This window comes from Variovorax sp. Soil_C_33 (assembly GCF_057656935.1).
On the sequence record NZ_JBDGJK010000027.1, the window covers coordinates 1 to 22,661 of the forward strand.

At 68.8% G+C, this 22,661-nt stretch carries 25 protein-coding genes; 14 read left to right on the forward strand and 11 right to left on the reverse strand.

Translation table 11 applies throughout. From position 1 onward, the window contains the following. Nucleotides 1–142: 142 nt before the first annotated feature. The 8 genes from AC3A6B_RS28300 to AC3A6B_RS28335 all read left to right on the forward strand — a co-directional run bounded on the left by AC3A6B_RS28300 (nucleotide 143) and on the right by AC3A6B_RS28335 (nucleotide 7,181). Entirely contained in the window at nucleotides 143–475 is a 333-nt protein-coding gene (locus tag AC3A6B_RS28300; RefSeq protein WP_487839964.1) for a hypothetical protein, read from the forward strand. A gap of 44 nt (nucleotides 476–519) precedes the next feature. Next, nucleotides 520–1,437: a LysR family transcriptional regulator gene (locus tag AC3A6B_RS28305; protein WP_487839965.1), complete on the forward strand. Its 918-nt coding sequence runs from the start codon at nucleotides 520–522 to the stop codon at nucleotides 1,435–1,437. Nucleotides 1,438–1,564: 127 nt separating this feature from the next. After that, the gene (locus AC3A6B_RS28310; RefSeq protein WP_487839966.1) at nucleotides 1,565–1,957 is read left to right on the forward strand and encodes a cupin domain-containing protein; all 393 of its coding nucleotides are present in this window, start codon (nucleotides 1,565–1,567) and stop codon (nucleotides 1,955–1,957) included. 65 nt (nucleotides 1,958–2,022) lie between these two features. Next, nucleotides 2,023–3,099 carry a TRAP transporter substrate-binding protein gene (locus tag AC3A6B_RS28315; protein ID WP_487839967.1) on the forward strand — a complete coding sequence of 359 codons (1,077 nt, stop codon included), beginning with the start codon at nucleotides 2,023–2,025 and terminating at the stop codon, nucleotides 3,097–3,099. Further along, nucleotides 3,099–3,707 carry a TRAP transporter small permease subunit gene (locus AC3A6B_RS28320; RefSeq protein WP_487839968.1) on the forward strand — a complete coding sequence of 203 codons (609 nt, stop codon included), beginning with the start codon at nucleotides 3,099–3,101 and terminating at the stop codon, nucleotides 3,705–3,707. Before AC3A6B_RS28315 ends, AC3A6B_RS28320 begins: the two co-directional genes overlap by 1 nt. Then, nucleotides 3,704–5,104, forward strand: coding sequence for a TRAP transporter large permease (locus tag AC3A6B_RS28325; protein WP_487839969.1), 1,401 nt, complete (start codon nucleotides 3,704–3,706; stop codon nucleotides 5,102–5,104). Before AC3A6B_RS28320 ends, AC3A6B_RS28325 begins: the two co-directional genes overlap by 4 nt. A 20-nt stretch (nucleotides 5,105–5,124) precedes the next feature. Continuing rightward, nucleotides 5,125–5,844: a DUF2848 domain-containing protein gene (locus AC3A6B_RS28330; protein ID WP_487839970.1), complete on the forward strand. Its 720-nt coding sequence runs from the start codon at nucleotides 5,125–5,127 to the stop codon at nucleotides 5,842–5,844. Further along, nucleotides 5,844–7,181, forward strand: coding sequence for an amidase (locus AC3A6B_RS28335; protein ID WP_487839971.1), 1,338 nt, complete (start codon nucleotides 5,844–5,846; stop codon nucleotides 7,179–7,181). Before AC3A6B_RS28330 ends, AC3A6B_RS28335 begins: the two co-directional genes overlap by 1 nt. A gap of 3 nt (nucleotides 7,182–7,184) precedes the next feature. Here AC3A6B_RS28335 and AC3A6B_RS28340 read toward each other — a convergent pair whose 3' ends face one another. From AC3A6B_RS28340 to amrB, 3 genes are read right to left on the reverse strand one after another with little or no spacing between them, the layout of a single operon-like run. Continuing rightward, a complete protein-coding gene (locus AC3A6B_RS28340; RefSeq protein ID WP_487839972.1) occupies nucleotides 7,185–7,661 on the reverse strand; it encodes a YbhB/YbcL family Raf kinase inhibitor-like protein in 477 nt (158 codons plus the stop codon). 11 nt (nucleotides 7,662–7,672) lie between these two features. After that, complete coding sequence (gene amrS / locus AC3A6B_RS28345; RefSeq protein WP_487839973.1) at nucleotides 7,673–8,758, reverse strand: AmmeMemoRadiSam system radical SAM enzyme; 1,086 nt, start codon at nucleotides 8,756–8,758, stop codon at nucleotides 7,673–7,675. Further along, a complete protein-coding gene (gene amrB, locus AC3A6B_RS28350; RefSeq protein WP_487839974.1) occupies nucleotides 8,755–9,561 on the reverse strand; it encodes an AmmeMemoRadiSam system protein B in 807 nt (268 codons plus the stop codon). Before amrB ends, amrS begins: the two co-directional genes overlap by 4 nt. A gap of 211 nt (nucleotides 9,562–9,772) precedes the next feature. Between amrB and AC3A6B_RS28355 the strand changes: the two genes are divergently transcribed. Beyond that, nucleotides 9,773–11,515 (forward strand): alkaline phosphatase D family protein, encoded by a 1,743-nt coding sequence (locus tag AC3A6B_RS28355; protein WP_487839975.1) that lies wholly within the window; start codon nucleotides 9,773–9,775, stop codon nucleotides 11,513–11,515. Between the two features lie 24 nt (nucleotides 11,516–11,539). Then, nucleotides 11,540–11,953 carry an alternative ribosome rescue aminoacyl-tRNA hydrolase ArfB gene (gene arfB / locus AC3A6B_RS28360; protein WP_487839976.1) on the forward strand — a complete coding sequence of 138 codons (414 nt, stop codon included), beginning with the start codon at nucleotides 11,540–11,542 and terminating at the stop codon, nucleotides 11,951–11,953. On the opposite strand, the gene AC3A6B_RS28365 is transcribed toward arfB, so the two are convergent. From AC3A6B_RS28365 to AC3A6B_RS28375, 3 genes are all read right to left on the reverse strand, one after another. Continuing rightward, nucleotides 11,922–12,728 carry a metallophosphoesterase gene (locus AC3A6B_RS28365; RefSeq protein WP_487839977.1) on the reverse strand — a complete coding sequence of 269 codons (807 nt, stop codon included), beginning with the start codon at nucleotides 12,726–12,728 and terminating at the stop codon, nucleotides 11,922–11,924. The genes arfB and AC3A6B_RS28365 overlap by 32 nt on opposite strands. Next, on the reverse strand, nucleotides 12,725–14,416 hold the full coding sequence (locus AC3A6B_RS28370; RefSeq protein ID WP_487839978.1) for a SulP family inorganic anion transporter: 1,692 nt from the start codon (nucleotides 14,414–14,416) through the stop codon (nucleotides 12,725–12,727). Before AC3A6B_RS28370 ends, AC3A6B_RS28365 begins: the two co-directional genes overlap by 4 nt. A gap of 75 nt (nucleotides 14,417–14,491) precedes the next feature. Next, entirely contained in the window at nucleotides 14,492–15,313 is an 822-nt protein-coding gene (locus tag AC3A6B_RS28375; protein WP_126836518.1) for an AraC family transcriptional regulator, read from the reverse strand. 89 nt (nucleotides 15,314–15,402) lie between these two features. Between AC3A6B_RS28375 and AC3A6B_RS28380 the strand changes: the two genes are divergently transcribed. Then, entirely contained in the window at nucleotides 15,403–16,644 is a 1,242-nt protein-coding gene (locus AC3A6B_RS28380; RefSeq protein WP_487839979.1) for an MFS transporter, read from the forward strand. Between the two features lie 52 nt (nucleotides 16,645–16,696). Then, nucleotides 16,697–17,449: a sulfite exporter TauE/SafE family protein gene (locus AC3A6B_RS28385; protein WP_487839980.1), complete on the forward strand. Its 753-nt coding sequence runs from the start codon at nucleotides 16,697–16,699 to the stop codon at nucleotides 17,447–17,449. Nucleotide 17,450: 1 nt separating this feature from the next. Here the strand turns inward: AC3A6B_RS28385 and AC3A6B_RS28390 are convergent, their stop codons facing one another. The 3 genes from AC3A6B_RS28390 to AC3A6B_RS28400 all read right to left on the reverse strand — a co-directional run bounded on the left by AC3A6B_RS28390 (nucleotide 17,451) and on the right by AC3A6B_RS28400 (nucleotide 19,222). Next, nucleotides 17,451–17,909, reverse strand: coding sequence for a hypothetical protein (locus AC3A6B_RS28390; protein WP_487839981.1), 459 nt, complete (start codon nucleotides 17,907–17,909; stop codon nucleotides 17,451–17,453). Nucleotides 17,910–18,020: 111 nt separating this feature from the next. Next, on the reverse strand, nucleotides 18,021–18,695 hold the full coding sequence (locus AC3A6B_RS28395; protein WP_487839982.1) for a glutathione S-transferase family protein: 675 nt from the start codon (nucleotides 18,693–18,695) through the stop codon (nucleotides 18,021–18,023). Nucleotides 18,696–18,709: 14 nt separating this feature from the next. Continuing rightward, nucleotides 18,710–19,222: a 6,7-dimethyl-8-ribityllumazine synthase gene (locus tag AC3A6B_RS28400; RefSeq protein WP_487839983.1), complete on the reverse strand. Its 513-nt coding sequence runs from the start codon at nucleotides 19,220–19,222 to the stop codon at nucleotides 18,710–18,712. Nucleotides 19,223–19,796: 574 nt separating this feature from the next. On the opposite strand from AC3A6B_RS28400, the gene AC3A6B_RS28405 reads away from it, so the two are divergent. Continuing rightward, on the forward strand, nucleotides 19,797–20,258 hold the full coding sequence (locus AC3A6B_RS28405; RefSeq protein WP_487839984.1) for an SRPBCC family protein: 462 nt from the start codon (nucleotides 19,797–19,799) through the stop codon (nucleotides 20,256–20,258). Then, nucleotides 20,242–20,607: an ArsR/SmtB family transcription factor gene (locus tag AC3A6B_RS28410; protein WP_487839985.1), complete on the forward strand. Its 366-nt coding sequence runs from the start codon at nucleotides 20,242–20,244 to the stop codon at nucleotides 20,605–20,607. Before AC3A6B_RS28405 ends, AC3A6B_RS28410 begins: the two co-directional genes overlap by 17 nt. Here the strand turns inward: AC3A6B_RS28410 and AC3A6B_RS28415 are convergent. Further along, complete coding sequence (locus tag AC3A6B_RS28415) at nucleotides 20,576–21,703, reverse strand: DNA glycosylase AlkZ-like family protein (RefSeq protein ID WP_487839986.1); 1,128 nt, start codon at nucleotides 21,701–21,703, stop codon at nucleotides 20,576–20,578. The two genes, AC3A6B_RS28410 and AC3A6B_RS28415, sit on opposite strands and share 32 nt — an antisense overlap. A 52-nt stretch (nucleotides 21,704–21,755) precedes the next feature. Further along, complete coding sequence (locus AC3A6B_RS28420; protein WP_487839987.1) at nucleotides 21,756–22,634, reverse strand: sugar phosphate isomerase/epimerase family protein; 879 nt, start codon at nucleotides 22,632–22,634, stop codon at nucleotides 21,756–21,758. Nucleotides 22,635–22,661 lie beyond the last annotated feature (27 nt).

Here is a 22,661-nt window from a genome sequence, read left to right on the forward strand (position 1 = left end):
ACCCGCTCTCCAAGCTGCTGCTCGACGGCAGCTTCGGGCCGAAGGACACGATCGTCGTCACCACCGACCCGATCCAGGCGCCGGGGCAGTTCAGCTTCCGCAAGGCCGGGGAACAAAGCCTGGAGGCCGTGGCCTAACCTCGATGCTCAACTTTCTTTTGCGCCTCGTTCTGTTCTTCCTGGGCCTCCTGTTCGCGGCCAGCCTCGCAGTGGCTGTGCTGTTGCTGGCGGCGGTCTGGGGCCTGCGCTACGGCTGGGCCCGCCTCACCGGGCAGCCGGTCCAGCCGTGGGTGATGCGCTTCGATCCGCGCCATGGCTTCGATCGCTTTCGGGCTGCAGCGCGCCCGGCCGAGCCCACCGCGGCCGACGTGGCCGCGGCGCGAGCGCGCGGCCAAGCCGCGGACAGCCCGGTGCGCCTGCGCGAACCGGGCCGCGTGACGGACGTGGAAGCGCGGCCCGTGTCCCGCGGCGAGTAGAAGCCCCATCGCTCGCACCGCGGGCGGTCGCCTAGACTCCGGCCATGAACGTGCGTTTTCTCGAGGCCTTCATCTGGGTTGCCAAGCTCGGCAGCTTCAAGGCGGCTGCCGACAAGATGCACACCACGCAGGCCGGCATCTCCAGCCGCATCGCGACGCTGGAGCAGCAGTTCGGCGTCAAGCTCTTCGACCGCGAGCACCGCGGCGTGATGCTCACCTACCACGGTACCGAGCTCATGCCCTACGCGGAACGGATGATCGAGATGCAGGCGCGCATGATCGGTGCCATGGGCCAGGCCGACGCCTTCTCCGGCATGCTGCGCATCGGCGTGATCGAGACGGTGGTCCACACCTGGCTGCCCGATCTGCTGTCGCGCTTTGCCGAGCGCTACCCCAATGCGACGCTCGAGCTCGATTCGGATATCACGCCGCACCTGCGCGACGACCTGCTGCGCGGCACGCTGGACTGCGCCATCCTTTCAGAAGAAATCACGCCGGGCTTCATCGACAACCGGCGCATGGTGAACTTCGCGATGCGGTGGGTCGCGAGCCCGAGCCTGGCGCTGAAGTTGCCCGCGCGCAAGCTGCTGTCTTTTGCCGACATCGCCGAGCAGCCCATCATCTCCTTCCACCGCGAGTCGGGCGTCTACCGCAACATCGCGCAGGGCGCGAGCGGCTGCGCCAACCTGCGCGTGAGCTACTTCTCGTCGCTGGGTGCGATGGTCGATCTCGCGCGCACGGGCTTCGGCACGGCGCTGCTGCCGCTCGCGGTGATCCAGGAAGACCTGCGCCTCGGGCGCCTGGTCGTGCTCGACGTCGACCCCTTGCCGATTCCGCTGCCGCTGGTGGCCAGCATGCGGCTGGAACCTGCGTCGCCGCTGGCCGAGGCGCTGGTCAACATGGCCCAGGCGGCCTGCGACCAGTTCGTCGCCAACAGCCGCGAGGACGTGCTCGCGCCCTGATCCGGCACACCAAGCGCCCATTGCTGGGGCAGAGGCATGCGCCAGGGTCGTGCATCAGAAAATCCTATAGCCCTCCAAAAAAATTTCCCGTTTGACCCGGCCGGGGTGCGCGACAACACTGCGCGCCATGCACAAGGTCATGACAGGCAAATTACATCGCGAGTTCTTCGCGATCCGGCCCGATGCGGCATCGACCACGTGGGCGCCGGTGGCTTCCTCCGCCGGCCGCATCGAGGAACTCGTGCTCGCCGACAACCTCGACGCGGCGGCCCGCACCGGTTCGCGCACGCGGCTCGCGCGCTGGGCCGCCGGCGCGCTGATCGATCGGCCCGTGATCCATGACTTTCACGAGGAGGTCTTCATCGTCGAAGGCGAACTCGTGGTCGGCTGCGATGCCGAAGGGCAGGGCGGCGAAGCCTTCGGCCCCTACACCTTCGCCTGCCGCCCGCCGGGCGTGTGGCACGGGCCCTTCGTGTCGCCGGCGGGCTGCGTGATGCTCGAATTCCAGTACTACGGGTGAGGCAGCCGTCCTGCCCGCCGCTCCCCCTTCCTCGTTCCATTTCTCTTTGTCTCCAGGAGTTCCCGATGAAGCGTTCCCTGCCTCCTCTTGCATGCCTTGCGACCGCCACGATGCTGGTTGCCGTGTCCGCCTTCGCCCAGGTGCCGGCCGGCCCGAAGATCGCCGTGCAGGCCATCACCCAGGTGGCGCCCAACTTGCCGCAATACACCAAGGTCGATCAGCCGATGCTGCGCGACGGCATGGCCAAGGCCACCAACGGGCGTGTCGAAGTCACGCTCTCGTCCTGGCCCGAGCGCAATGTCAACGGCCCCGAAGTGCTGCGCCTGGTGCGCTCGGGCCAGGTCGACATCGCCGCCGCGCCGCTGACCACCGTGTCGGGCGACGTGCCGATGCTCGACGGCGTGGACCTGGCCGGCATGAACGCCGACATCGCGCAGGCCCGCAAGGTGGCCGACGCGATGGTGCCGGTGGCCAACAAGGAACTCGAACGCCTGGGCATCAGGCTGGTTGCGACCTATCCCTTCTCGGGCCAGATGCTGTTCTGCCGCAAGCCGGTGACGAGCCTGGCGGACCTGAAGGGCCTGAAGGTGCGCACCAACGGCCCCTCGGCGGCCGATCTCATGAAGGGCCTCGGCGCACAGCCCGTGTCGCTGGCCTTCGGCGAGGTCTACGCCGCGCTGGAACGCGGCACGGTCGACTGCGGCATCACCGGCGCGGGTTCGGGCAACGGCGTGAAGTGGCCGGAGGTCACGACGCACCTCTACACACTGCCGCTCTCATGGTCCACCTCGGGCTACTTCGTCAACCTGGCCTGGTGGAACAAGCTCGACCCGGCCGTGCGCGCGCAGTTCGAGAAGACGATGTCCGAAGTGCAGGAGGCGCAGTGGAAGCTCGGCGTCGAAGCCACCAACGACGGCATTGCCTGCAACGTGGGCCGCGCGGCCGACTGCAAGCTGCACACGCTGGTCAAGAAGCCGATGGTCGAAGGCAAGCCGCAGGCCGACGTGGCTGCCACCCTCAAGAAACAGCTCGCCGATGAGGTGCTGCCCGGCTGGATCAAGCGCTGCGGCGAACGTTGTGCCGCGGTCTACAACGACGTGATCGCGCCGATCACCGGCATCAAGTACGCCGCGAGCCGCTGATGTTCCGCGTGCTCGAATGGGTCAGCGACAAGGCGATGACCATCGCCGGCTGGTGCTACCTGGCCATCACCGTGCTGATCTGCTTCGACATCGGGGCACGGCGCTTGCTGGGCTTCTCGACCGAGGCGACAACCGAAGTGACCGGCTACCTGATGGCCATCGGCATGAGCTGGGGCCTGGCCGGCACGCTGTTCGAGCGTGGCCATGTGCGCATCGACGTGCTGGTGCAGAAGCTGCCGCTCAAGGTGCGCGTCTGGCTGCACCTCGCTTCGCTACTCGCCCTGCTGGTCGCCACCGGCTTCTTTGCCTGGGGCGCGTTCTCGCTGGCCAAGGACTCGTGGGACTTCGGCGCCACCGACCTCTCGGCACTGCACACGCCGCTGGCGATTCCGCAGGGCTTGTGGGCCGCGGGCTTGGCACTGCTGCTGCTTGCAGGCTTGGTCATCGCCTCGCGTGCGCTGCGCCAGCTGGCCGGCGGCGATGCCGATGCGATGGACCGCATGCTGATGGCGCGCACCTACATCGACGAAGCCGCCGAAACGCTCGAGGCTGTCGCTGAGGCGCAGCAGGGCATGCAGCCCGTCGCCGCCGCGGGAGCCGACCGATGATCGCCATCGTCTTCATCGTCGCGATCGGCCTCCTGATCGGCGGCGCCTCCTTGTTCGGCGTGCAGGGCCATGCCGCAGCGGTGGCCTCGGCCGGCGTGCCCTGGTGGGCGCTGGCCGCGGTGCTGCTCGCCTTCGTCGGCTTCTTCGCGGGCGGCATCTACGTCGGCGCCGCGCTGGCCGTGCTGTCGCTGCTGGCGGGCTTCGGCCTGTCGGACCGGCCGTTCTGGAACTTCATCGGCGAGATGATCTGGGGCCCGTCGACCAACTTCGTGCTGGTGTCGGTGCCGCTCTTCCTGCTGATGGGCGAGATCATGCTGCGCGCCGGCCTTTCGGAGCGGCTCTACCGTGCACTCAACATCTGGATGGGCCGCCTGCCCGGCGGCCTGCTGCACACCAACATCATGGCCTGCGGCGTGTTTTCGGCGGTGGCCGGCTCCAGCGTGGCGACGGCCGCGACCATGGGTTCGGTCGCGCTGCCGTACTTCGAGAAGAGCCACTACCCGCCGAAGCTGGTGCTGGGGTCGCTGGCGGCCGGCGGCGCCTTGGGCAACCTGATCCCGCCGGGCATCACCTTCATCATCTACGGACTGATCACCGAAACCTCGGTGGGTGCGCTGTACCTGGCGGCGGTGGGGCCGAGCATTCTGGTGGTGCTGCTGTTCACGGCCGTCATCCTCTACTACAGCTTCAAGCTCGAACTGCACGGCGACGCGGCTTCCAAGACCATCTCCTGGAAGCACCGCATCGCGAGCCTGTCGGACCTGGTGCCGACGGCGCTGCTGATCGCGCTCGTGCTTGGGACCATCTACGCCGGCTGGGCCACGCCCACCGAATCGGCCGCGCTGGGGGTGGCCGGCAGCGTGGTGCTGGCTCTGGCGGACCGCAAGCTCACGTGGAAGATGATGGCCGAATCGATGCGCGCCACCGCGCGCACCACCTCGATGATCGCGCTGATCCTGTTCGGCGCCTATTTCCTCAACTACATCCTTTCGTCGCTGGGCATTCCGCAGATGCTGGCGAAGTTCCTCACGGGGCTGCCCTTTCCGGGCTGGGTGATCATGCTGGTGATCATCGGGTTCTACCTCGCGCTGGGCACCTTCATGGAAGGGATGTCGATGGTGATCACGACCATTCCGCTGCTCTTTCCGGTGGTGACGGCGCTGGGCTACGACCCGGTGTGGTTCGGCGTAGTGATCACCATGCTGGTCGAGATCGCGATGATCAGCCCGCCGGACGGCACCGTGCTCTACGTGCTGCAGGGCATGCGAAGGCAGCCCGGGCCGATCACGGACGTGTTTTCCGGCGTTCTGCCCTTCATGGGCGTCTACATGCTCGCGATCGTCATGCTGATGGTGTTTCCCGCCGTCGCACTGTGGCTGCCGGGCGTGCTCATGTAATTTCTTCACGGACTTCATTCATGACATCGAAGCTTCATTTCGCCTGCGAGTCGATCGCCGGCGACGGCACGCGCTCCGCACAACTGATCGCCATCGCGCCGCAACGCCTGGTCGTCGCGGGCTGGACCGGCCGCGACGCGGCCGCCATCGCGCACCACATCGAGGAACTCGAGGCTATCGGCGTGCCGCGGCCGTCGGGCGTGCCGCTCTATTACCGTGTCGGCGCCAACCTGCTGACGCAAGCGAGCGCTATCGAGGCGCTCGGCGACGAGAGCTCCGGCGAGGCAGAGCCGGTGCTGTTCTTCGCGCGCGGTGAATGGTGGCTCAGCGTCGGCTCGGACCACACCGACCGCAAGGTGGAGGGCTACTCGGTCGCCGTTTCCAAGCAAATGTGCGCAAAGCCGGTGGCCACGGCGGCGTGGCGCTGGGCAGACGTGGCCCCCTACCAGGACGAGCTGCTGCTGCGTTCCCGCATTCTCGAAGACGGGAAGTGGGTGAGCTACCAGCAGGGTAGCTTGGCGGCCATCCGCCCGCTGGCCTCGCTGCGCGACGGCATCTTCGCGGGTGCGACAGGCGAGGAGGGATCTTTCATGACCTGTGGCACGCTGGGCGCTCTGCCGAACGCGCGCGGCGAGGGCATCCGGCCCGCGCCCGAGATGGAAATCGAGATCCACGATCCGCGCCTGAAGCGCAGCATCGTGCATCGCTATGCGGTCCAGCCGTTGCCGGTGGTGGCTTGATGAGCGGCCAGACGATCGCCGCGCTGCGCAGCCGCATGGCGCGCGACGAGATTTCGCACGAGCACCTGGTCGCACAGGCGCTGGAAGGCGCCGCGGCCGCCGGCGCGCAGCATGTGTTCACGCAGCTGTATGCCGAGGCCGCGCTGGCCGTGGCGCGCCATGCCGATGCGGCGTTGCGTGCAGGCATCGCGCTGCCTGCGCTCGCTGGCCTGCCGGTGTCGATCAAGGATCTCTACGACGTGGCCGGCGAAACCACGATGGCCGGCTCCATCGTCTGCCGTGACGAGCTGCCGGCCACGGCCGACGCGCCGGCCGTGGCGCGGCTGCGCGCGAATGGCGCCGCAATCGTGGGCAAGACCAACATGACGGAGTTTGCCTTCTCCGGCGTGGGCATCAATCCACACCACGGCACGCCGCGCAATCCGGCGGATGCCGCGGTGGCGCGCATCCCGGGCGGCTCCTCCTCGGGCGCCGCCGTGTCGGTGGCGCTGGGGCTGGCGGTCGCCGGCCTGGGTTCGGACACCGGCGGCTCGATCCGCATCCCGGCTGCGCTCTGCGGGCTGGTGGGCTTCAAGAGCACCCAGGCGCGCACGCCGCGCAGCGGCGCCCTGGAGCTGTCGCGCACACTCGACACGGTTTGCGCGATGGCGCGCAGCGTGGAGGACTGCCTGCTGGTCGATGCCGCCATCGCCGATGCGCCGCTGGCCGTGCGGCAGCGGCCGCTCGCGGGCATGCGCTTCGCCGTGCCGCAGACGCTGATGTTCGACGGCATCGAGCCTGCAGTGGGTAGTGCCTTCGAGCGCGTGCTGAATATCCTGTCTGCCGCCGGCGCGCTGATCGTCGACCTCGGGTTGCCGGAACTGGCCGAGATCGCGCAGCTCAACGCGCCCGGCGGCTTCTCGGCGGTCGAGGCGCATGCCGTGCATCGTGAACGCCTGGCGCAAGCACGGGAGCGCTTGGACCCGCGCGTGGCCGCGCGCATCGCGACCGGCGCCGCGGCCAGCGCCGCCGACTACATCGCGATGCAGGACAAGCGCTGCGCCTGGATCGCGCGTACCGAGCGCGCGCTCGAAGGCTTCGATGCGCTGCTGTGTCCGACGGTGCCCATCGTCGCGCCGACTATCGACGAACTGGTGCGCTCGGACGAGGCCTTCTTCAAGGCCAACGGGCTGCTGCTGCGCAACACCTTTGCGATCAACTACCTGGACGGCTGCGCGTTCAGCCTGCCGTGCCATCGTGCGGGCGAACTGCCGGTGGGACTCATGCTGTCCTCGGTGCAGGGCGACGATGCTCGGCTGGCCTCGGTGGCGCTGGCGGTGGAGGCGGCGCTGAAGTAACGCCTATCGCCGCTTCTCGTAGGTGCCTACCAGCTCCGCCTGCGCGAGCACGTGTCCCTTCATCGCCTTCTCGAGCGCGGCCTTGTCCGGGCGCTCGAGTTCCGGCAATACGGCATCGAGCGCGTAGAGCTTGTGGAAGTAGCGATGGCGGCCGATGGGCGGGCAAGGCCCGCCATAGCCGGTACGGCCCCAGTCGTTGACGCCCTCGCGCGTGCCCGTCGGCAATGCCGCCGGCTTGACCGCTTCGGGCAGCCCGCCGGCCTCCGCGCCGATGTTGTAGAGGACCCAGTGGACCCATGTCATCTTGGGCGCCGCGGGATCGGGCGCATCCGGGTCGTCGACGATGAGCGCGAAGCTCAGGGTCGCCGCGGGTGCGCCACTCCACGCCAGCGGTGGCGACACGTCCTTGCCTTCGCAGGTATGGAGGGCCGGTATCCCGCCGTCCGGTGCGAACGCGGTGGAAGTGAGGGTCAGGCTCATGGGGGTCTCCTTTATGACGGCAGGGATTGCGCTGCCCGCACGGGGATGCGCCGACGGCCGAAGCAGTGTTCGAAGGCGCCGAAGCGGCCGGCGATCGGCGTGCCGCAGCGCGGGCATTCGCCGCGCGCATCGAGTTCGCAGTCCAGCACGAGATACCAGTCGCGGCGCACCAGCGGCGCGCGGCAATGCGGGCAACGGGTCGTCCCGCCTTCCACGTCGTGGACATTGCCGGTGTAGACATGGTGCAGCCCGTTGGCGAGGGCGATGGCGCGGGCGCGCGTCAGCGTGGCTGGCGGCGTCGGCGGCACGTCCATCATCTTGTAGTCAGGATGGAAGGCGGTGAAGTGCAGCGGCACGTCCGGCCCGAGGTGATCGGCGATCCAGCGGCTCATCGCGTCGATCTCGGCATCGCCGTCGTTGTGGTCCGGGATCAGCAGCGTGGTGATCTCGAACCAGCAATGCGTCTCGTGGCGAAGGTACTGCAGGGTGTCGAGCACTGGCGCGAGGTGGGCGCCGGTCTGCTGGAAATAGAAGGCTTCGGTGAAGCCCTTGAGGTCGACATTGGCCGCATCCATCCTGGAATAGAACTCGCGCCGCGGCGCGGCGTGCATGTAGCCCGCGGTCACGGCGACGCTGAACAGGCCCAGCGCGTGGCAGGCATCGGCCGCGTCCATCGCGTACTCGGCGAAGATCACGGGGTCGTTGTAGGTGAAGGCCACGCTCAGGGCGCCGCGCTGGCGCGCCAGTTCGGCGATGCGTTGCGGCGATGCGGCATCCATCAGCCGGTCCATCTCGCGGCTCTTGGAGATGTCCCAGTTCTGGCAGAACTTGCATGCCAGGTTGCAGCCTGCGGTGCCGAAGGAGAGCACGCTGGAGCCGGGATGGAAATGATTCAGCGGCTTCTTCTCGATCGGATCGAGGCAGAAGCCCGAGCTGCGTCCGTAGGTCGTCAACACCATTTCGTCGCCGACGCGCTGGCGCACGAAGCACATGCCGCGCTGGCCTTCGTGCAGCCGGCAGTCGCGCGGGCACAGGTCGCACTGGATGCGCCCGTCGTCCAGCCTGTGCCACCAGCGCCCGGGACGGCTCGCGCTCATGATGCCGGCGCCTCGAATGCGATCGCCGCGTAGCCGACCACACGACGGCGGTCGCCCGCGGTATCGCCGGAATTGCGCAGGTCCAGCAGGCGCGGCTGCAGGCCGTGGCTGCGTGCCGCCTGCAGCGCGCCGTTGATCGCCAGCGCGCCGCAGGCCTCCTCGGGAACCAGGGCCCCGTCGAAGGCGAGGATGCGCTGCACCGTCGCGCGGTCGCGCGCCTGCGCCTGCGCATACGGCAGGTAGTGCGACAGGTCGGAGCTGACGACGATCAACGTTTCGTCTTCGCCCCACAGCCGATCCAGAACCTGGGCCAGCTCGGAGGGGTTCGCGCCGCCGACGAGCAGGGGGACCAGCGCGAAGCTGTCCAGCGCCATCTGCAGGAACGGCAGCTGCACCTCCAGCGAATGCTCGAAGGCGTGAGGCCAGTCGTCGTGCACGACCTGCGGCGGGCTGCCGAGCCGGGCCAGGGACGCATGTTCCAGCGCGATCCGGCCGAGCGGCGTATCGAAGGCGTCCGCTTCCGGTGCCGCCAGCGCGCGCACTGCGCAGCGATGGGCCGGACCGATCAGCACGACGCGCGTGATCCGTTCGCGCCACGGTGCGAGCAGGGCATAGGCCCGTGCGGCGACGACGCCGGAATACACGTAGCCGGCGTGCGGAACGATCAGCAGCTTCGGGGGATGCGCAGATCCTTCGACCGCGCTGCCAGCGGCGGCGAGGCAATCGCGGACCTCGCGCTGCAGCTGCAGCGCATCGTTGGGGTAGAAGGTCCCCGCGACGGCGGCGGGGCGAACGGCAGGCATGGCACCACACCTCCTGCATGGAATATGGACCCGTCGCGGGCCAGCGTCAAACAGCATGCGAGCCCGTTCTCTGTGTGCACTCGCAACAGGCTGTGACTCGTTGTAAGCGCTTCGCCGACCGCGCAGATTGATCTGCGCCTACGCGGCGGCCGCTTGCCTGCGCATTCAATCCAGCCACCATCCGCCGATCAAAGCGGGCAAGGAGCGAGACATGCGCAAAGCCCATGGCACCGAGGCCTTCGAACACGCGGCGGATTCGCAGCGCATGCTGCCCGAGCCTTCGCGCCGCTCCTTCATCCGCAGCGCTGTGCTCTATGCCATGTTCGTGGGCAGCGGCGTCAGCGTGTCCGGTTGCGGTGGGGGCGGCGGCGGCGGTGGGGGCGGCGGTGGCTTGCCTCCTCCCGGCGACACCGGCGGGCTGTTCTCGCACGGTGTCGCAAGCGGCGACCCCTTGTCCGACCGTGTCATCCTGTGGACGCGCGTCACCTCGCCGAGCCCGGGCACGCTCAACCTGAGCTGGGAGGTGGCGAGCGATCCCAACTTCGGCGGCATCGTCGCCCGCGGCACGGCGAGCACCGGCGCGGAGCAGGACTACACCGTCAAGGTGGATGCCGCCGGATTGCAGCCTGCGAGCGTCTACTATTACCGCTTCTATGTCGGCTCGGAGCCGTCGCCCACGGGGCGCACGAAGACCTTGCCGGTCGGCAATGTGTCGCAGCTGAAGCTGGCCGTGGTCTCGTGCTCGAACTTTCCGGCCGGCTACTTCAATGTCTATGCCGAGCTGGCCAAGCGCACGGACATCGATGCGGCCCTGCACCTGGGCGACTACATCTACGAGTTCGGGCTGCTGGGGTTCGGAGCGGAACTGGCCTTCACGATCGATCGCGAAGCGAAGCCGCCCCACGAACTCATCACCCTCGACGACTACCGCCGCCGCCATGCGCAGTACCGCACCGACCCGGACCTGATCGCATTCCACGCCAAGCTGCCGGTGATCGCGGTGTGGGACGACCACGACGTGGCCGACAACGCATGGTCCGGCGGCGCGGTCAATCACGATCCGGCCACGGAAGGCAGCTTCGTCGCGCGCCGCGCAGCGGCGGTGCAGGCCTATCGCGAATGGCTTCCGGTCCGCATGCCCGACCCGTCGAATCCGCTGAAGATCTACCGCTCCTTCGACTTCGGCACGCTCGCGTCGCTGCACATGCTCGACACCCGGCTGATCGGGCGAGACCAGCAGGTCAATCTCGATCAGTATCTGGCCGGCGCGGCGGCCGGCGCGTCGCGCCAGCTTCTGGGCGCCGAGCAATCGGACTGGCTGTCGGCCCGGCTGGCTGCTTCCGGCGCCACTTGGCAGCTGCTGGGGAACCAGGTGCTCATGGCGCGCATGGAAATACCGCTGTCGATCGCAAGCGCATTCACGCCCGAGACGGTGGCCGAATTCCTGGCCGCACAGGCGACGCCGGAGGCCCTGCGCAGCGACAGCCAGCGTGCCTTGCTGAACCAGCGCCGCGTGCCCTACAACCTCGATGCCTGGGACGGCTATCCCGCCGCGCGCGAGTCGGTTCTGGCCACGGCCCGCTCGCTGAACAAGAACCTCGTCTCGCTCGCCGGCGATACGCACAACGCCTGGGCCAGCAACCTGACCGATGCCGCGGGCCTGCGCGTCGGCGTGGAGTTCGCGACGGCTTCGGTCAGCTCGCCGGGTTTCGAGCGCGCGCTGCCGCTGATCTCCGGTCCGGTCCTCTCGGATGCGTTTCCCAGGTTGGTGAGGGACCTGCGCTATGCGGAGACGAGCAAGCGCGGTTACCTGGTGCTCACGCTCACGCCGGCAGAAGCCCGGGGCGACTGGACGGAAGTCAGCACCGTACTCAGCCGCTCCTATTCCGCACGGCTCGCGGCGAGCCTGCATGCCTTGCCTGGCGCTGGCCAACTGGACGTGCTGCCGGTGTAGCGGCCGGGCGGGCCAGAATAGCGGATGCCCGCGCCGCGCCCGCCCATCCTCGTCGACCCTCTTGAAGTCGAGTTCAGCGCCATCCGTGCGCAGGGCGCGGGCGGGCAGAACGTCAACAAGGTGTCGAGCGCGCTGCACCTGCGCTACGACATCCCGGCGAGCTCGCTGCCCGAGGACGTGAAGGAACGCCTGCTCGCGCTGCGCGACAGTCGCATCACGCAGGAAGGCGTGCTGGTGCTGAAGGCGCAGAAGCACCGCAGCCAGGACATGAACCGCGCCGACGCGCTGGCGCGGCTGCAGGAGCTGGTCGACGGCGTCGCCGCGCCGCCCCGCGTGCGCCGGCCGACCAAGCCCAGCTATGGCGCGAAGCAGCGGCGGCTCGAGGGCAAGAGCCAGCGCTCGGAGATCAAGAGCCTGCGCGGGCCGGTGAAGGATTGAGCACCGGCGCGCTGCCGACCTCGACCGTGAGCAGCGGATCGAACAGCGCGTTCTCGTTGACCCCGTCGCGCGCATAGCCGCGCGGGTTGCACAGCACGCGGGTGCCGTTCACCTGGTAGTCGAAGCTGTCGTGCGTGTGGCCGTGAATCCAGAATTCGGGCCCGCCGCCGGGCATCAACGCCTCCAGGTCGGACACGAAGGAGGCATTGATCGGCGAGCCGGCAAAGCGCGGATGGATGCTCTTCGGCGAAGGTGCGTGGTGCGTGACGACCACGGTCGGCTCTGCATGCGGCTCGGCCAGCCGGTCGGCCAGCCAGGCCGCGTGGCGCCGGAACAATGCGGCAGCGTCTGCCGGCGTGAAGAGGCCGGGCGAGTCCTCGTTCAACCGGATGCGGCTGAAGTCGCGCATGAATTGGGCGGCCATGGCCATCGCCGACGTGCGCGCCTCGCCGGCGCCGAACAGCAGGTAGTCGGTCCACAGCGTGCTGCCGAGGAAGCGCACGCCGTCGATCACGACCTCCTCGTCGTCGAGCACGCGGATGCGCGTTCCGGCTGCGCGTGCCTTCAGCTCGCGCATCGTGCCGTCGATGCTGCTGCCGTAGAACTCGTGGTTGCCGGCCACATAGAGCACCGGCTTGTCGAAGCCCGCGGCCCAGGCCAGCGCTTCGGCCGGGCGCGCGATGTCGCCGGCCAGGATGACCAGGTCGGCCTCGGTCTGCGGGTGCGGCAGCACACCGCGGCTCAGGTGCAGGTCGGAGAGGATGTGGAGCTTCATGCGACGCTCTCCTGCTGCAGGATGGATGCATCGGCCAGCGCGGCCAGCGCGTCGCCGTCGGTCCGGTAGACGAACAGCATCGGCCCGGGGCTCAGCAGCCCGGCGCGTTCCAGCACCTGCTGCGCCGGCAGCTTGAGGCCGCTCAGGTGCAGCCGCACGCCCTTGGATTCCACGAGCCGGCGGATCGCGCCGAACACCTCGGCGCCGGTCACGTCGATGCGGTTGATCGGCTGCGCGAACAGGCAGATGTCGGTCAGCTCGGGCCGCATCGCCAACGTGACGGTGATGGCGCGCTCCAGCGTGCTCGCGGTGGCGAAGTCGAGCTCGGCGTCCATGCGCATCGCGTGCAGCTGCGGCGCCAGCGGCGGCAGGTTCCACAGGTGGCGGTCGCGCAGGCTGCCGTCGGGATGCAGGCCGACTTCGATGATGCGCGGATGCAGGTGCCGGTACATGTAATGGCTGAGGCTCATCAAGAGGCCGGCCAGCACGCCCCAGTAGATCGAGGGCGAGGTCGCGATCGTGAGCACGAAGGTGACCAGCGCCGTGACTGCTTCGACGCGCGAGATGCGCCACAGCGCGATGAACTGCCCCGGCCGCACCAGGCCCAGCATGGCGACCACCACGATCGCCGCGAGCACCGCCTGCGGCACGTGATAGAGCAGCGGCATCGCCCACAGCAGCGCGGCGCCGATCAGCAGCACGCAGAACACCGTGGCCCAGCCGCTCTGCGCACCGGCAAAAAGATTGATGGCCGAGCGCGAGAAAGAGGAACTGGTGGGGAAGGCGCCCGAGAGGCCGGAGGCGATCTTGGCCAGGCCCTGGCCGATCAGGTCCTGGTTCTCGTTCCAGAGCTTGCCGGCGCGCGCGTTGTCGACCTTGGCGCTCGAAGCGGTTTCGAGAAAGCTCACCAACGTGATCATCAAGGCCGGCAGCAGCAACGCGCCGAAGGTGCCGAGCGGCAGCGGGCCGGGCCAGTAGAAGGAAGGCAGGCCCGAGGGCAGGGTGCCGACCACCGCGCCGCCGCGCAGCGCATAGCCGATGGCCGCGCTGATGGCCGCACACGCGCCCACCACCACCATGGCAGCCGGAAAGCGCGGCCAGCGCTCCTTGGCGAGCCACAGCGCCGCGATGCTGCCGAGCCCGAAGGCAATGGCCAGGAAATCGGGCGGCGCGCCGTGCAGCAGCTGGCCGATGCTGCGGCCGGTGAAACCGAAGAGCGCCGGCAGCTGCGACAGGATGATCAGCACCGAGGCCGCCTGCGTGAAGCCCATCAGCACCGGCGAGTTGACCAGCCGCAGCACCCAGCCGAAGCCGCCGAGCCCGAGCAGCAGCTGGATCCCGCCCGACATGAGGCACAACCACACCGCGAGCGACACCCACTCGGCACTGCCCGGAATGGCCAGCGGGCCGAGCGAGGCCGCGACCAGCAGGCTAGACAAGGCGGTCGGTCCGACCGACAGCCGCGTCGACGCGCTGAACAGCACACCGATCAAGGCCGGCAGCAGCGAAGCGTAGATGCCGGTGACCAGCGGCATGCCGGCCAGCGCCGCATAGGCCACGCCCTGCGGGATCACCATCAATGCGACGGTGATGCCGGCCAGCGCTTCGCCGGTGAGCAGCGCGCGGCTCGGGCGGGGCCAGCCGAGGAAGGGAAGCCAGCGCACGAGCTGGTCGCGATGGAGGGCCATGCCTTCAGCGCGCGGGATGTGGTTCGGGGTGCACCTGCCGATGATACGAAAGCACGACCCCGTGCCCGCGGACAGCTACTTCTTCTTGTGCTGGAACGCCGTTGGCGATTTCCCCGTCGCGGCCTTGAACATCGCGCAGAAGGCGCTGTCGGTCGCGTAGCCGCTCGCCGACGCCACCTGGCTCACGGCCATGCCGCGCGCGAGCAGGGGAAGCGCATGCGCGAGCACGGCCTGCTGGCGCCATTGCTGCCAGCTCATGCCGAGCTGGTCGCGGAACAGCCGTGCCACGGTGCGCTCGCTGGCGCCGATGGCTTCGGCGCGTTCGGCCAGCGTGGCGCGGCTGGCCGGGTTGCGCAGCAGCGTCTCGCACAGCTGGCGCAGGCGCTTGTCGGCCGGCAGCGGCACGTCGATGCGGATCTGCGTCGCGCGCTCGAGCTCGTCGACCAGAAGCGGCGCGATCCAGCGCTCGCGCTGCGCCGCATGCGGGTCGGCCGGCGGCAGGCCGTCGGGCGTGGTGTCGAGCGCGAGCATCAGCGCACGCAGCAAGGGGCTGATCTCAAGCACCTCGCATTTCTCCCAGGCGGGCCCGAGCCAGCTGTGCAGGTAGACGGTGCGCAGCTCGGCGTCCTCGATCAGCGTGACGCTGTGCGGCATGTCGGCCGGCACCCAGAGTGCGCGCGAGGGCGGCACGATGTAGCTGCCGTCCTCGGTGCTGAGGCGGATCACGCCGCGCGTCGAGAAGGTCAGCTGCGGCCACGGGTGGGAGTGCAGCTCGACGAAGGTGTCGGCCTTGAGAAAGTGTTCCTTGGCGCGCAGCGGGCGCAGCGCGTCGGGCGCATAGAGGTGGGGCGTGAGCGAGGCGACGCTGTAGATCGGCGTGGCGGCAAGAGGCGGCATGATTTCGACAAATGTTGTCTCTGTATCGGCATTCTGCCGCCACCTCCGGGAATACGATCGGTGCCCGCTCCGGTTTCTTGTTGCAATTCATGTCTTCATCCCCCGCTTCCGCCGCCACGCCCACCCTGCGCTCCGACGCCAAGCTGATCGGCCTGGTCGGCTTGGCGCATGCCATCAGCCATTTCGCCCAGCTCGTGCTGCCGCCGCTGTTTCCGTGGCTGAAGGACGCCTTCGCAGTGAGCTACACCGAGCTCGGCGCGGTACTGACCGTGTTCTTCGTCGTCTCTTGCGTGGTGCAGGCGGCCTCCGGCTTCCTGGTCGACAAGCTGGGTCCGCGGCCGGTGCTGTTCGTGGGGCTCGGGTTGCTGGCCCTCGCGGCTTTTGGCTATGCGCTGGCGCAGAGCTACTGGATGCTGCTCGCCAGCGCGGTGGTCGCGGGCGTCGGCAACGGCGTGTTCCATCCGGTCGACTACACGCTGTTCAATCGCAAGGTGGCGCCCACGCGCTTGGGCCATGCCTACAGCGTGCACGGCATCACCGGCAGCCTGGGCTGGGCGGTGGCGCCGGCCTTCGTGGTGCCGCTGGCCATCGCGTTCTCGTGGCGCGTGGCGCTGGCGTCCGCCGGCGCGCTGGCGCTGGTGGTGCTGGCGGTGTTGTGGTGGAACCGCAGCGTGCTCGCGCTCGACGTGAAGGCGGTGCACAAGGCGACCGGCTCGGACACGGCCGCGGGCGGCGAGTTCGCCTTCCTCAGGATCCCGGCGGTGTGGATGTGCTTCGGCTTTTTCTTCTTCTATGCGATGGCGCTGAGCGTGGTGCAGACCTTCGCGCCGGCCGCGGCCGGCCATCTGCACGCGGTGCCGGTGGCGCTGATCGCGGTGTGTCTCACGATCTACATGGTGGCCAGCGCGGCCGGCATGGTGGTGGGCGGCTTCCTGGCGTCCGACCCCTCGCGCTGCGAGCGTGTGGTGGGCGCCGCCTTCGGCATGGCCGCGGTGCTGGCGCTGGTGCTCGCGCTGGCCGACTTCCCGCCCATCGTGGTGCCGGTGATGTTCGGCGCGATGGGCTTCGCCTCCGGTATCGCGGGGCCTTCGCGCGACCTGCTGGTCAAGCGTTCGACGCCGGCCAATGCGACCGGCCGGGTCTACGGCGTGGTCTATGCGGGCCTGGACATCGGCCAGGCGGTGGCGCCTCTGATCTTCGGCCGCTTGATGGACCATGGCCAGTACACGAGCGTGATCGTCGGCCTGGCGGTGGTGCAGGCGGTGCTGATCGCCAGTGCGTTCAACGTGCGGCGGGTGCGGCGCGAGGCTCTGGTTCCTGCCTCTGCATGACGAGGCCCCACGCTCGGCACCGCGTGTCTTCGCCCTGGGTCGGCCGATTCCCTTGTCTCTCTATCTGATCGTCGCGCTCGGCGCCGTCGTGGCCGGCTTCGTGCAGGGCCTGTCGGGCTTCGCCTTCGGGCTGGTCGCGATGTCCTTCTGGGCCTGGACGGTGGACCCGAAGCTGGCCGCGGTGCTCGCGACCTTCGGCGCGCTCACCGGCCAGGTGATCGCGGCCGTCACGGTGCGCCGCGGCTTCGACTGGGCGTTGTTGCTGCCCTTCGTCCTCGGCGGCCTCGTCGGCGTGCCGCTCGGCGTCTGGCTGTTGCCGCGGCTCGACGTGCCGCTGTTCAAGGCCTGCCTTGGCGGCCTGCTGGTGCTCTGGTGCCCGGCCATGCTGATGGCGCGCAATCTGCCGCGCGTCAGCGCAGGCGGCCGGCCGGCCGATGCGGTGATCGGATTGATCGGCGGCGTCTGCGGCGGCCTCGGCGGCTTCACCGGCGCAATTCCCACGCTCTGGTGCACGCTGCGCGGCCTCGAGAAGGACGTGCAGCGGGCCGTGATCCAGAACTTCAATCTCTCGATGCTGGTGGTGGCCTTCTCGTTCTATCTGGGCGCGGGCCTGGTCGGCGTCCGGACGCTGCCCTTCCTCGGCATCGTTGCAGTCGCGGTGCTGGTACCGGTGCTGCTGGGCGCGCGGCTCTACATCGGGATCAGCGAGGCGAGCTTCCGCAAGGTCGTGCTGGGACTGCTCACGCTGTCGGGCGTGGCGCTGCTGGCGTCCTCGCTGCCGGTGCTGCTGGCGCGGACCGGCTAGTTCATTCCAGGTAATCGGTGAACTGCGGGATCACCTCGCGCAGGAAGGCGATTTCTTCCGCCTGAATGCTGCGCGGCTCGAGATCGAAATGGATGAAGGTGCCATAGGGCGTGCCGTCGGCGCGCGTCAGCAACTGGCCATAGTAGGACTCGACGAAGCCGGCGTAGGGGCGGTTCGTCAGGCGCTGGTCGACGGAGGCATGGCTGGTCACGAACTCGCCGTGCTCGATCGCATACTGGCAGAAGCTCCTGCCGAGCGGCACCACCTTGAGCCAGGTGCGGTATTCGGAAATGCGGTCGAAAGCGTGCGCCGCATGCATCACCTCGCCGCTCAGCTTGTAGATCGCCGTGAACCGATAGAGCGTCCGGTCGTTGAGCAAGGCCAGCGCCGGGACGATCCCGTGGTTGGCAAGAAGGCTGCGAACCGCCGCAGCAGGCACGGGCAAATCGATGTCGAGCATGTGGATCCTGGTTGGCGTGGGCGCGAATCTTACGCAATCCTTACAGGACTTGGGAACAGGGTTTGACGCCGATCTTGTCAGCGCAAACCCTTGGATGACCCCACGGGGGGCTCAGGCCTCCACGGCCTCCCAGCCGGGCGTGAAGGGATAGCGCGCGGCCCAGAATTCGGCCAGGCGCGGCTCGGCATCGACGCGGCGAACCACCTCGGCCATGCGTGGCGCCTCGCGATAGAAGCGCAGGCGCCGCGGCGTCCAGCGCGAGACCACCGTCACGTAGAGATCGAGCATGCCGATGGCGTCGCCCAGCAGGTAGGGCGTGCCGCGCGGCATCTTCGCATCCATGAGGCGCCAGCATTCCGCGATGCGTTCTTCCGTGCGCTCGAGGATCACTTTTTCGGCCGCCGCGTCGGCGGCGAGGCGCGAGGGCACATCGCGCACCCAGAACAAGGAATAGATCGCGGCGGAGACGAAGCTCATCCAGCGCAGGTACTGCGCGCGCCGTGGATCGTCGACGGCAGGCGCAAGGCCCGCCTCGGGATGGCGCTCGCCGAGCCAGACCAGGATCGCGGCGCTTTCGGTCATGAGCTCGCCCGAAGGCAGCGCCAGCACGGGCGCTTGCCGCATCGCGTTGACGGGCAGCAGCTTGTTGCGTTCAGCGTCGCTCTTCCAGGGCGCGACGTCGACGATGGTGCAGGGGGCGCCGATGAGCGTGAGCGCGGCATGCACCGGCGTCGCGCCGGAACCGGGCGCGCCGTAGAGGGTGTAGGGCTTGGCGACGGCATTCATCGCGACAGCCTAGCTCAGGCGGCGAGCGGCGCGTCGATCCGCCGCAATCCCTCCAGGGTCTTCACGCAGGCCTCGGCCACTTCCGTGCCCTTGACCGCGAAGTGGCGGTGGAAGTACTTGCGGTGCTCGATGTGTTCGTGGAAGTGGTGCGGCGTGAGCACGGCCGAGAAGACCGGCACGTCGGTCTCGAGCTGCACCTGCATCAGCGACTGCACCACCGTGCCGGCGACGAACTCGTGGCGGTAGATGCCGCCGTCGACCACCAGCGCGCAGCCGACGATGGCAGCATAGCGCCCCGAGCTAGCGAGCCGCTTCGCATGCAGCGGAATCTCGAAGGCGCCGGGGACGTCGAAGATGTCGATGCGGTCCTGCGGCACGCCCTGGCGTTGCATCTCTTCGAGGAAGGCGTCGCGCGCCTGGTGGACGATGTCCGAATGCCATTGCGCCTGCACGAAGGCGATGCGCTGGCCGCGTGGTGCATCCGACTGCGCGACGGCGGAAAGGGGAAGGTCGTTGATCTGACTCATGGTTTGCCTCTTGAACAAGGATTGCCTGAATCAGGGCGCACGAGCCCGAGGCCGGGGCACGCGCGCGAACGCGCCTGCCCGGCAACGGGTCGCGCTCTCTTTCATCCGGACTGTGAGGTCTTGTCTTGCCGCCATTGGCGCACGCGGTTCGCCGTACTTGGGCGCTTTGCGTCGTTGCCAAACGCTTGTGTGGCGTGGCCACACGGCGCGTCCGGCGCCTCGCACTGCATCCCAACACGACGACCGCCTGCGCCACTGACGGCAACACAAGCCCTGAACCGTCGGCCCCGGGATCTCACCAGGTCTGCTGACCCTGCGGCGCATGGCGCGCCGCAGGCGCTCGCGGGCTCGTGCGAACGTGTCGCCATCACCGCCGGTGGGGAATTTCACCCCGCCCTGAGAACGCTTTGCCGACGCGCTTTCGTGCGGCGGCCCGGCGATTCTAGGAGCGGCCCGGCGAGCATGTTGTCGCGCGTGCGCCAGACCTCGCGCGGCGCGGGGCCTTCGCTGGAAATGCAATGAAATGGTTGCGTTTGGCGTTGGCACTGCCTAATATGCAGCCAGGAGGTTGCATATGAACGCATCCACGGACCGTATCGAAAGAAGGATCCTGCTCAAGGCGCCGCGCTCGCGAGTCTGGCGCGCGCTGTCGAATGCCGAGGAGTTCGGCGTATGGTTCGGCGTGGCGCTGAAGGGCCAAGCCTTCGTCGCCGGCCAGCACGCGCGCGGGAACATCACCTATCCGGGTTACGAACATCTGGTCTTCGATGTGCTGGTCGAGCGCATCGAGCCGGAGCGCCTGCTGGCCCTGCGCTGGCATCCCGCGGCGATCGACCCCGCTGTCGACTACTCGAAGGAGCCGACTACGCTGGTCCAGTTCGAGCTGACCGACGTCGAGGGCGGCACCCTGCTGACGCTGGTCGAATCCGGCTTCGACAAGATCCCGCCGGAACGCCGGATGGAAGCTTTCCGCATGAACAGCGGCGGCTGGGACGAGCAGATGAAGAACATCGAGAAGCATGTCGCCACGCCCTAGCGTGCCTGCGAAGCGCTCGCCGCTGAAGAAGCCGGCGCTCAGGAGTTCGGCGTCGATCTTCGCGGCGCTGGGTGACGAGACGCGCCTGCGCCTGGTCACCGTGCTGTGCGCCGGCGGCGCGATGTCGATCGCTCAGCTCACCGCCGGCACCGAGATCACGCGGCAGGCAGTCACCAAGCACCTGCAGGTGCTGGCCGGCGCGGGCCTGGTGCATGACCTGAAGGTCGGCCGCGAGCGGCTGTGGGAGCTGGAGCGGGCGCGGCTGGAAGAAGGCCGACGCTCGCTCGATGCCATCGCCCGGCAGTGGGATCAGGCACTCATGCGGCTGAAGCTGGCCGTCGAGGCTTGAGCGCTGGCCTCCGGGCCAGGAATTCGGTCATGCGTTGCAGCTCATCGTCGAGCGCCGCGCGAAAGGCCGCATCGCGCGGCTTCGCGCCGGCGTAGCCGAAGGCCGGCTGCAGCCGGCCTTCGCGCGCCGTGACGTTGGCCCAGCCGATCACGCGGTCGTGCCGCAGCAGGGGCAGCGCGTAGTAGCCGAACTGGCGTTTCTCAGGCGGCGTGTAGGCCTCGAACTTGTATGTCCAGCCCCACAGCAGCACGAAGCGGCGGCGGTCCCACACCACCGGATCGAAGGGCGCGAGCAGGCGCACCGCCTCGTCGGGGGCGTGGCGGCGCGAGGCGGGGTTCTCGTCGGCCGGCCAGTACCAGGTGGTGCCTTCGATGCGGCAGCTGGCGAGCGTTTCGCGCGCTTCGCGCAAGGCCGCCTGGGTGTGCGCCGACAGGTGCGGGGCGCCGTAGCCCAGCAGGCGAACGAGGTAGGTGAGGCTCGCGCCCGGCAGCGGCGCGTACTTGCGCACCACGAGATCGATCAGCGCGGCGGCGCGCTGTGCCCGGCCGGCGGGGCTGTCGTCGCCGGGCGCGTGGGCTGCCGCTTCGTAGACGCGGGTACCGCTGTCGCGCCGCGCCACGCGCAGCATGCCGCGGTAGTGCATGCCATCGAGCAGGTGGGTTGTGGCGTTGCTCGAGCCGCCCCAGTAGTTCTTCACGCGTCCATGCGCGAAATGCTGTTCGACCTGGCGCGGATGCACTTGCCCGTGCTCGCGCACGAAGGCCAGCACCTCGGCCGCCTTGCGGCGGGTCTCGGCGTCCCATGCGCGCTTGGCCTCGCGCGGATGCATCAGGGCCAGGTGCTCGCGCGGCAGGAAGCCGTAGTTGACGAGGCAGTCTTCGTCGATCGCCAGCCTGGCGTACCGGCTTTCGAGATCGCCCGCGCGGTAGTCCTCGACGCGGTGGCGCAGCGTCAGGTCCTGCGCGCGCGCCGGCGCGCGGATCGGATCGGCCTGCACGAAGCCAAGGCGCCGGATCGCGCGCGGGAGCGTCGTGGCCTTGAAGAGGGTGCGCGCCACGGCATAGCGGCGCAGGTCGTCGAGGGTCGGGGGAGCCATGCGGCGGATTGCAGCACAACCGCCCGCCGCGTGCAGCAGGGCCTGTTCAGGCCTAGACCGCGCTGCTGTGGCGCTCGATGCAGGTGTCTAGCACTTCCTCGCCGGGGCGCTGCCACCAGTCGAGCGCCGAGAAGATCTCGACCTCGCTGAAGCCGTCGAAGCCGGCGGCCTCGACCCAGCCGCGGATCTTCTTGAGCTCGACCACGCCGTCGCCCATCATTCCGCGGTCGCTCAGCAGGTCGCGCGTGGGCGTGAGCCAGTCGCAGACGTGGTAGGCGAGCAGGCGCTCCTTGCCGGCGCGCGCGATCTGCTGCTCGAGCTTCGGGTCCCACCACACGTGGTAGATGTCGAGCGCGACGCCGAGCATGCCCGAGCGCTGCGGATCGAGTTCGTCGCACAGGTCCAAGGCGTGCTCGAGCGTGTTGATGCAGGCGCGGTCGGCCGCCTGCATCGGGTGCAGGGGCTCGATGGCAAGCGGCAGGCCGACCTCGCGCGCGTAGTCGAGCGAGGCGGCGATGCCGTCGTGCACTTCGGCGCGCGCGCGGGCGAGATCCTTGTAGAGCGCCTTGCCCTCGAGCGCGCCGGGAAGCGAGCCGACCACCAGCACGAGGCAGGGCGCACCCAGCAGCTTGGCTTCGTCGATGGCGCGGCGGTTGTCCTCGAGCGCGGCCGCGAGGCCGGCCGCATCGGGCGCCGGGAAGAAGCCGCCGCGGCAGTAGCCTGAGAGGCCGATGCCGTGCGCCTTGAGCTGCTTCGCGATCTTGTCGATGCCGGCGGCGGCGACCTGGTCGCGCCAGGGGCTGATGGCGCGGATGCCGCGCGCGGCGCACTGGTCGATGATGCGGTCGAGCGGCACTTCGGCGCCGCGTTGCTTGCGCACGGTGGCGGTATTGATGGAGAGCCATTCGTGGTCGTGAGAGAAATCGCGCATGGGGAAAGTTGGAAGCGAAGGGTTAGT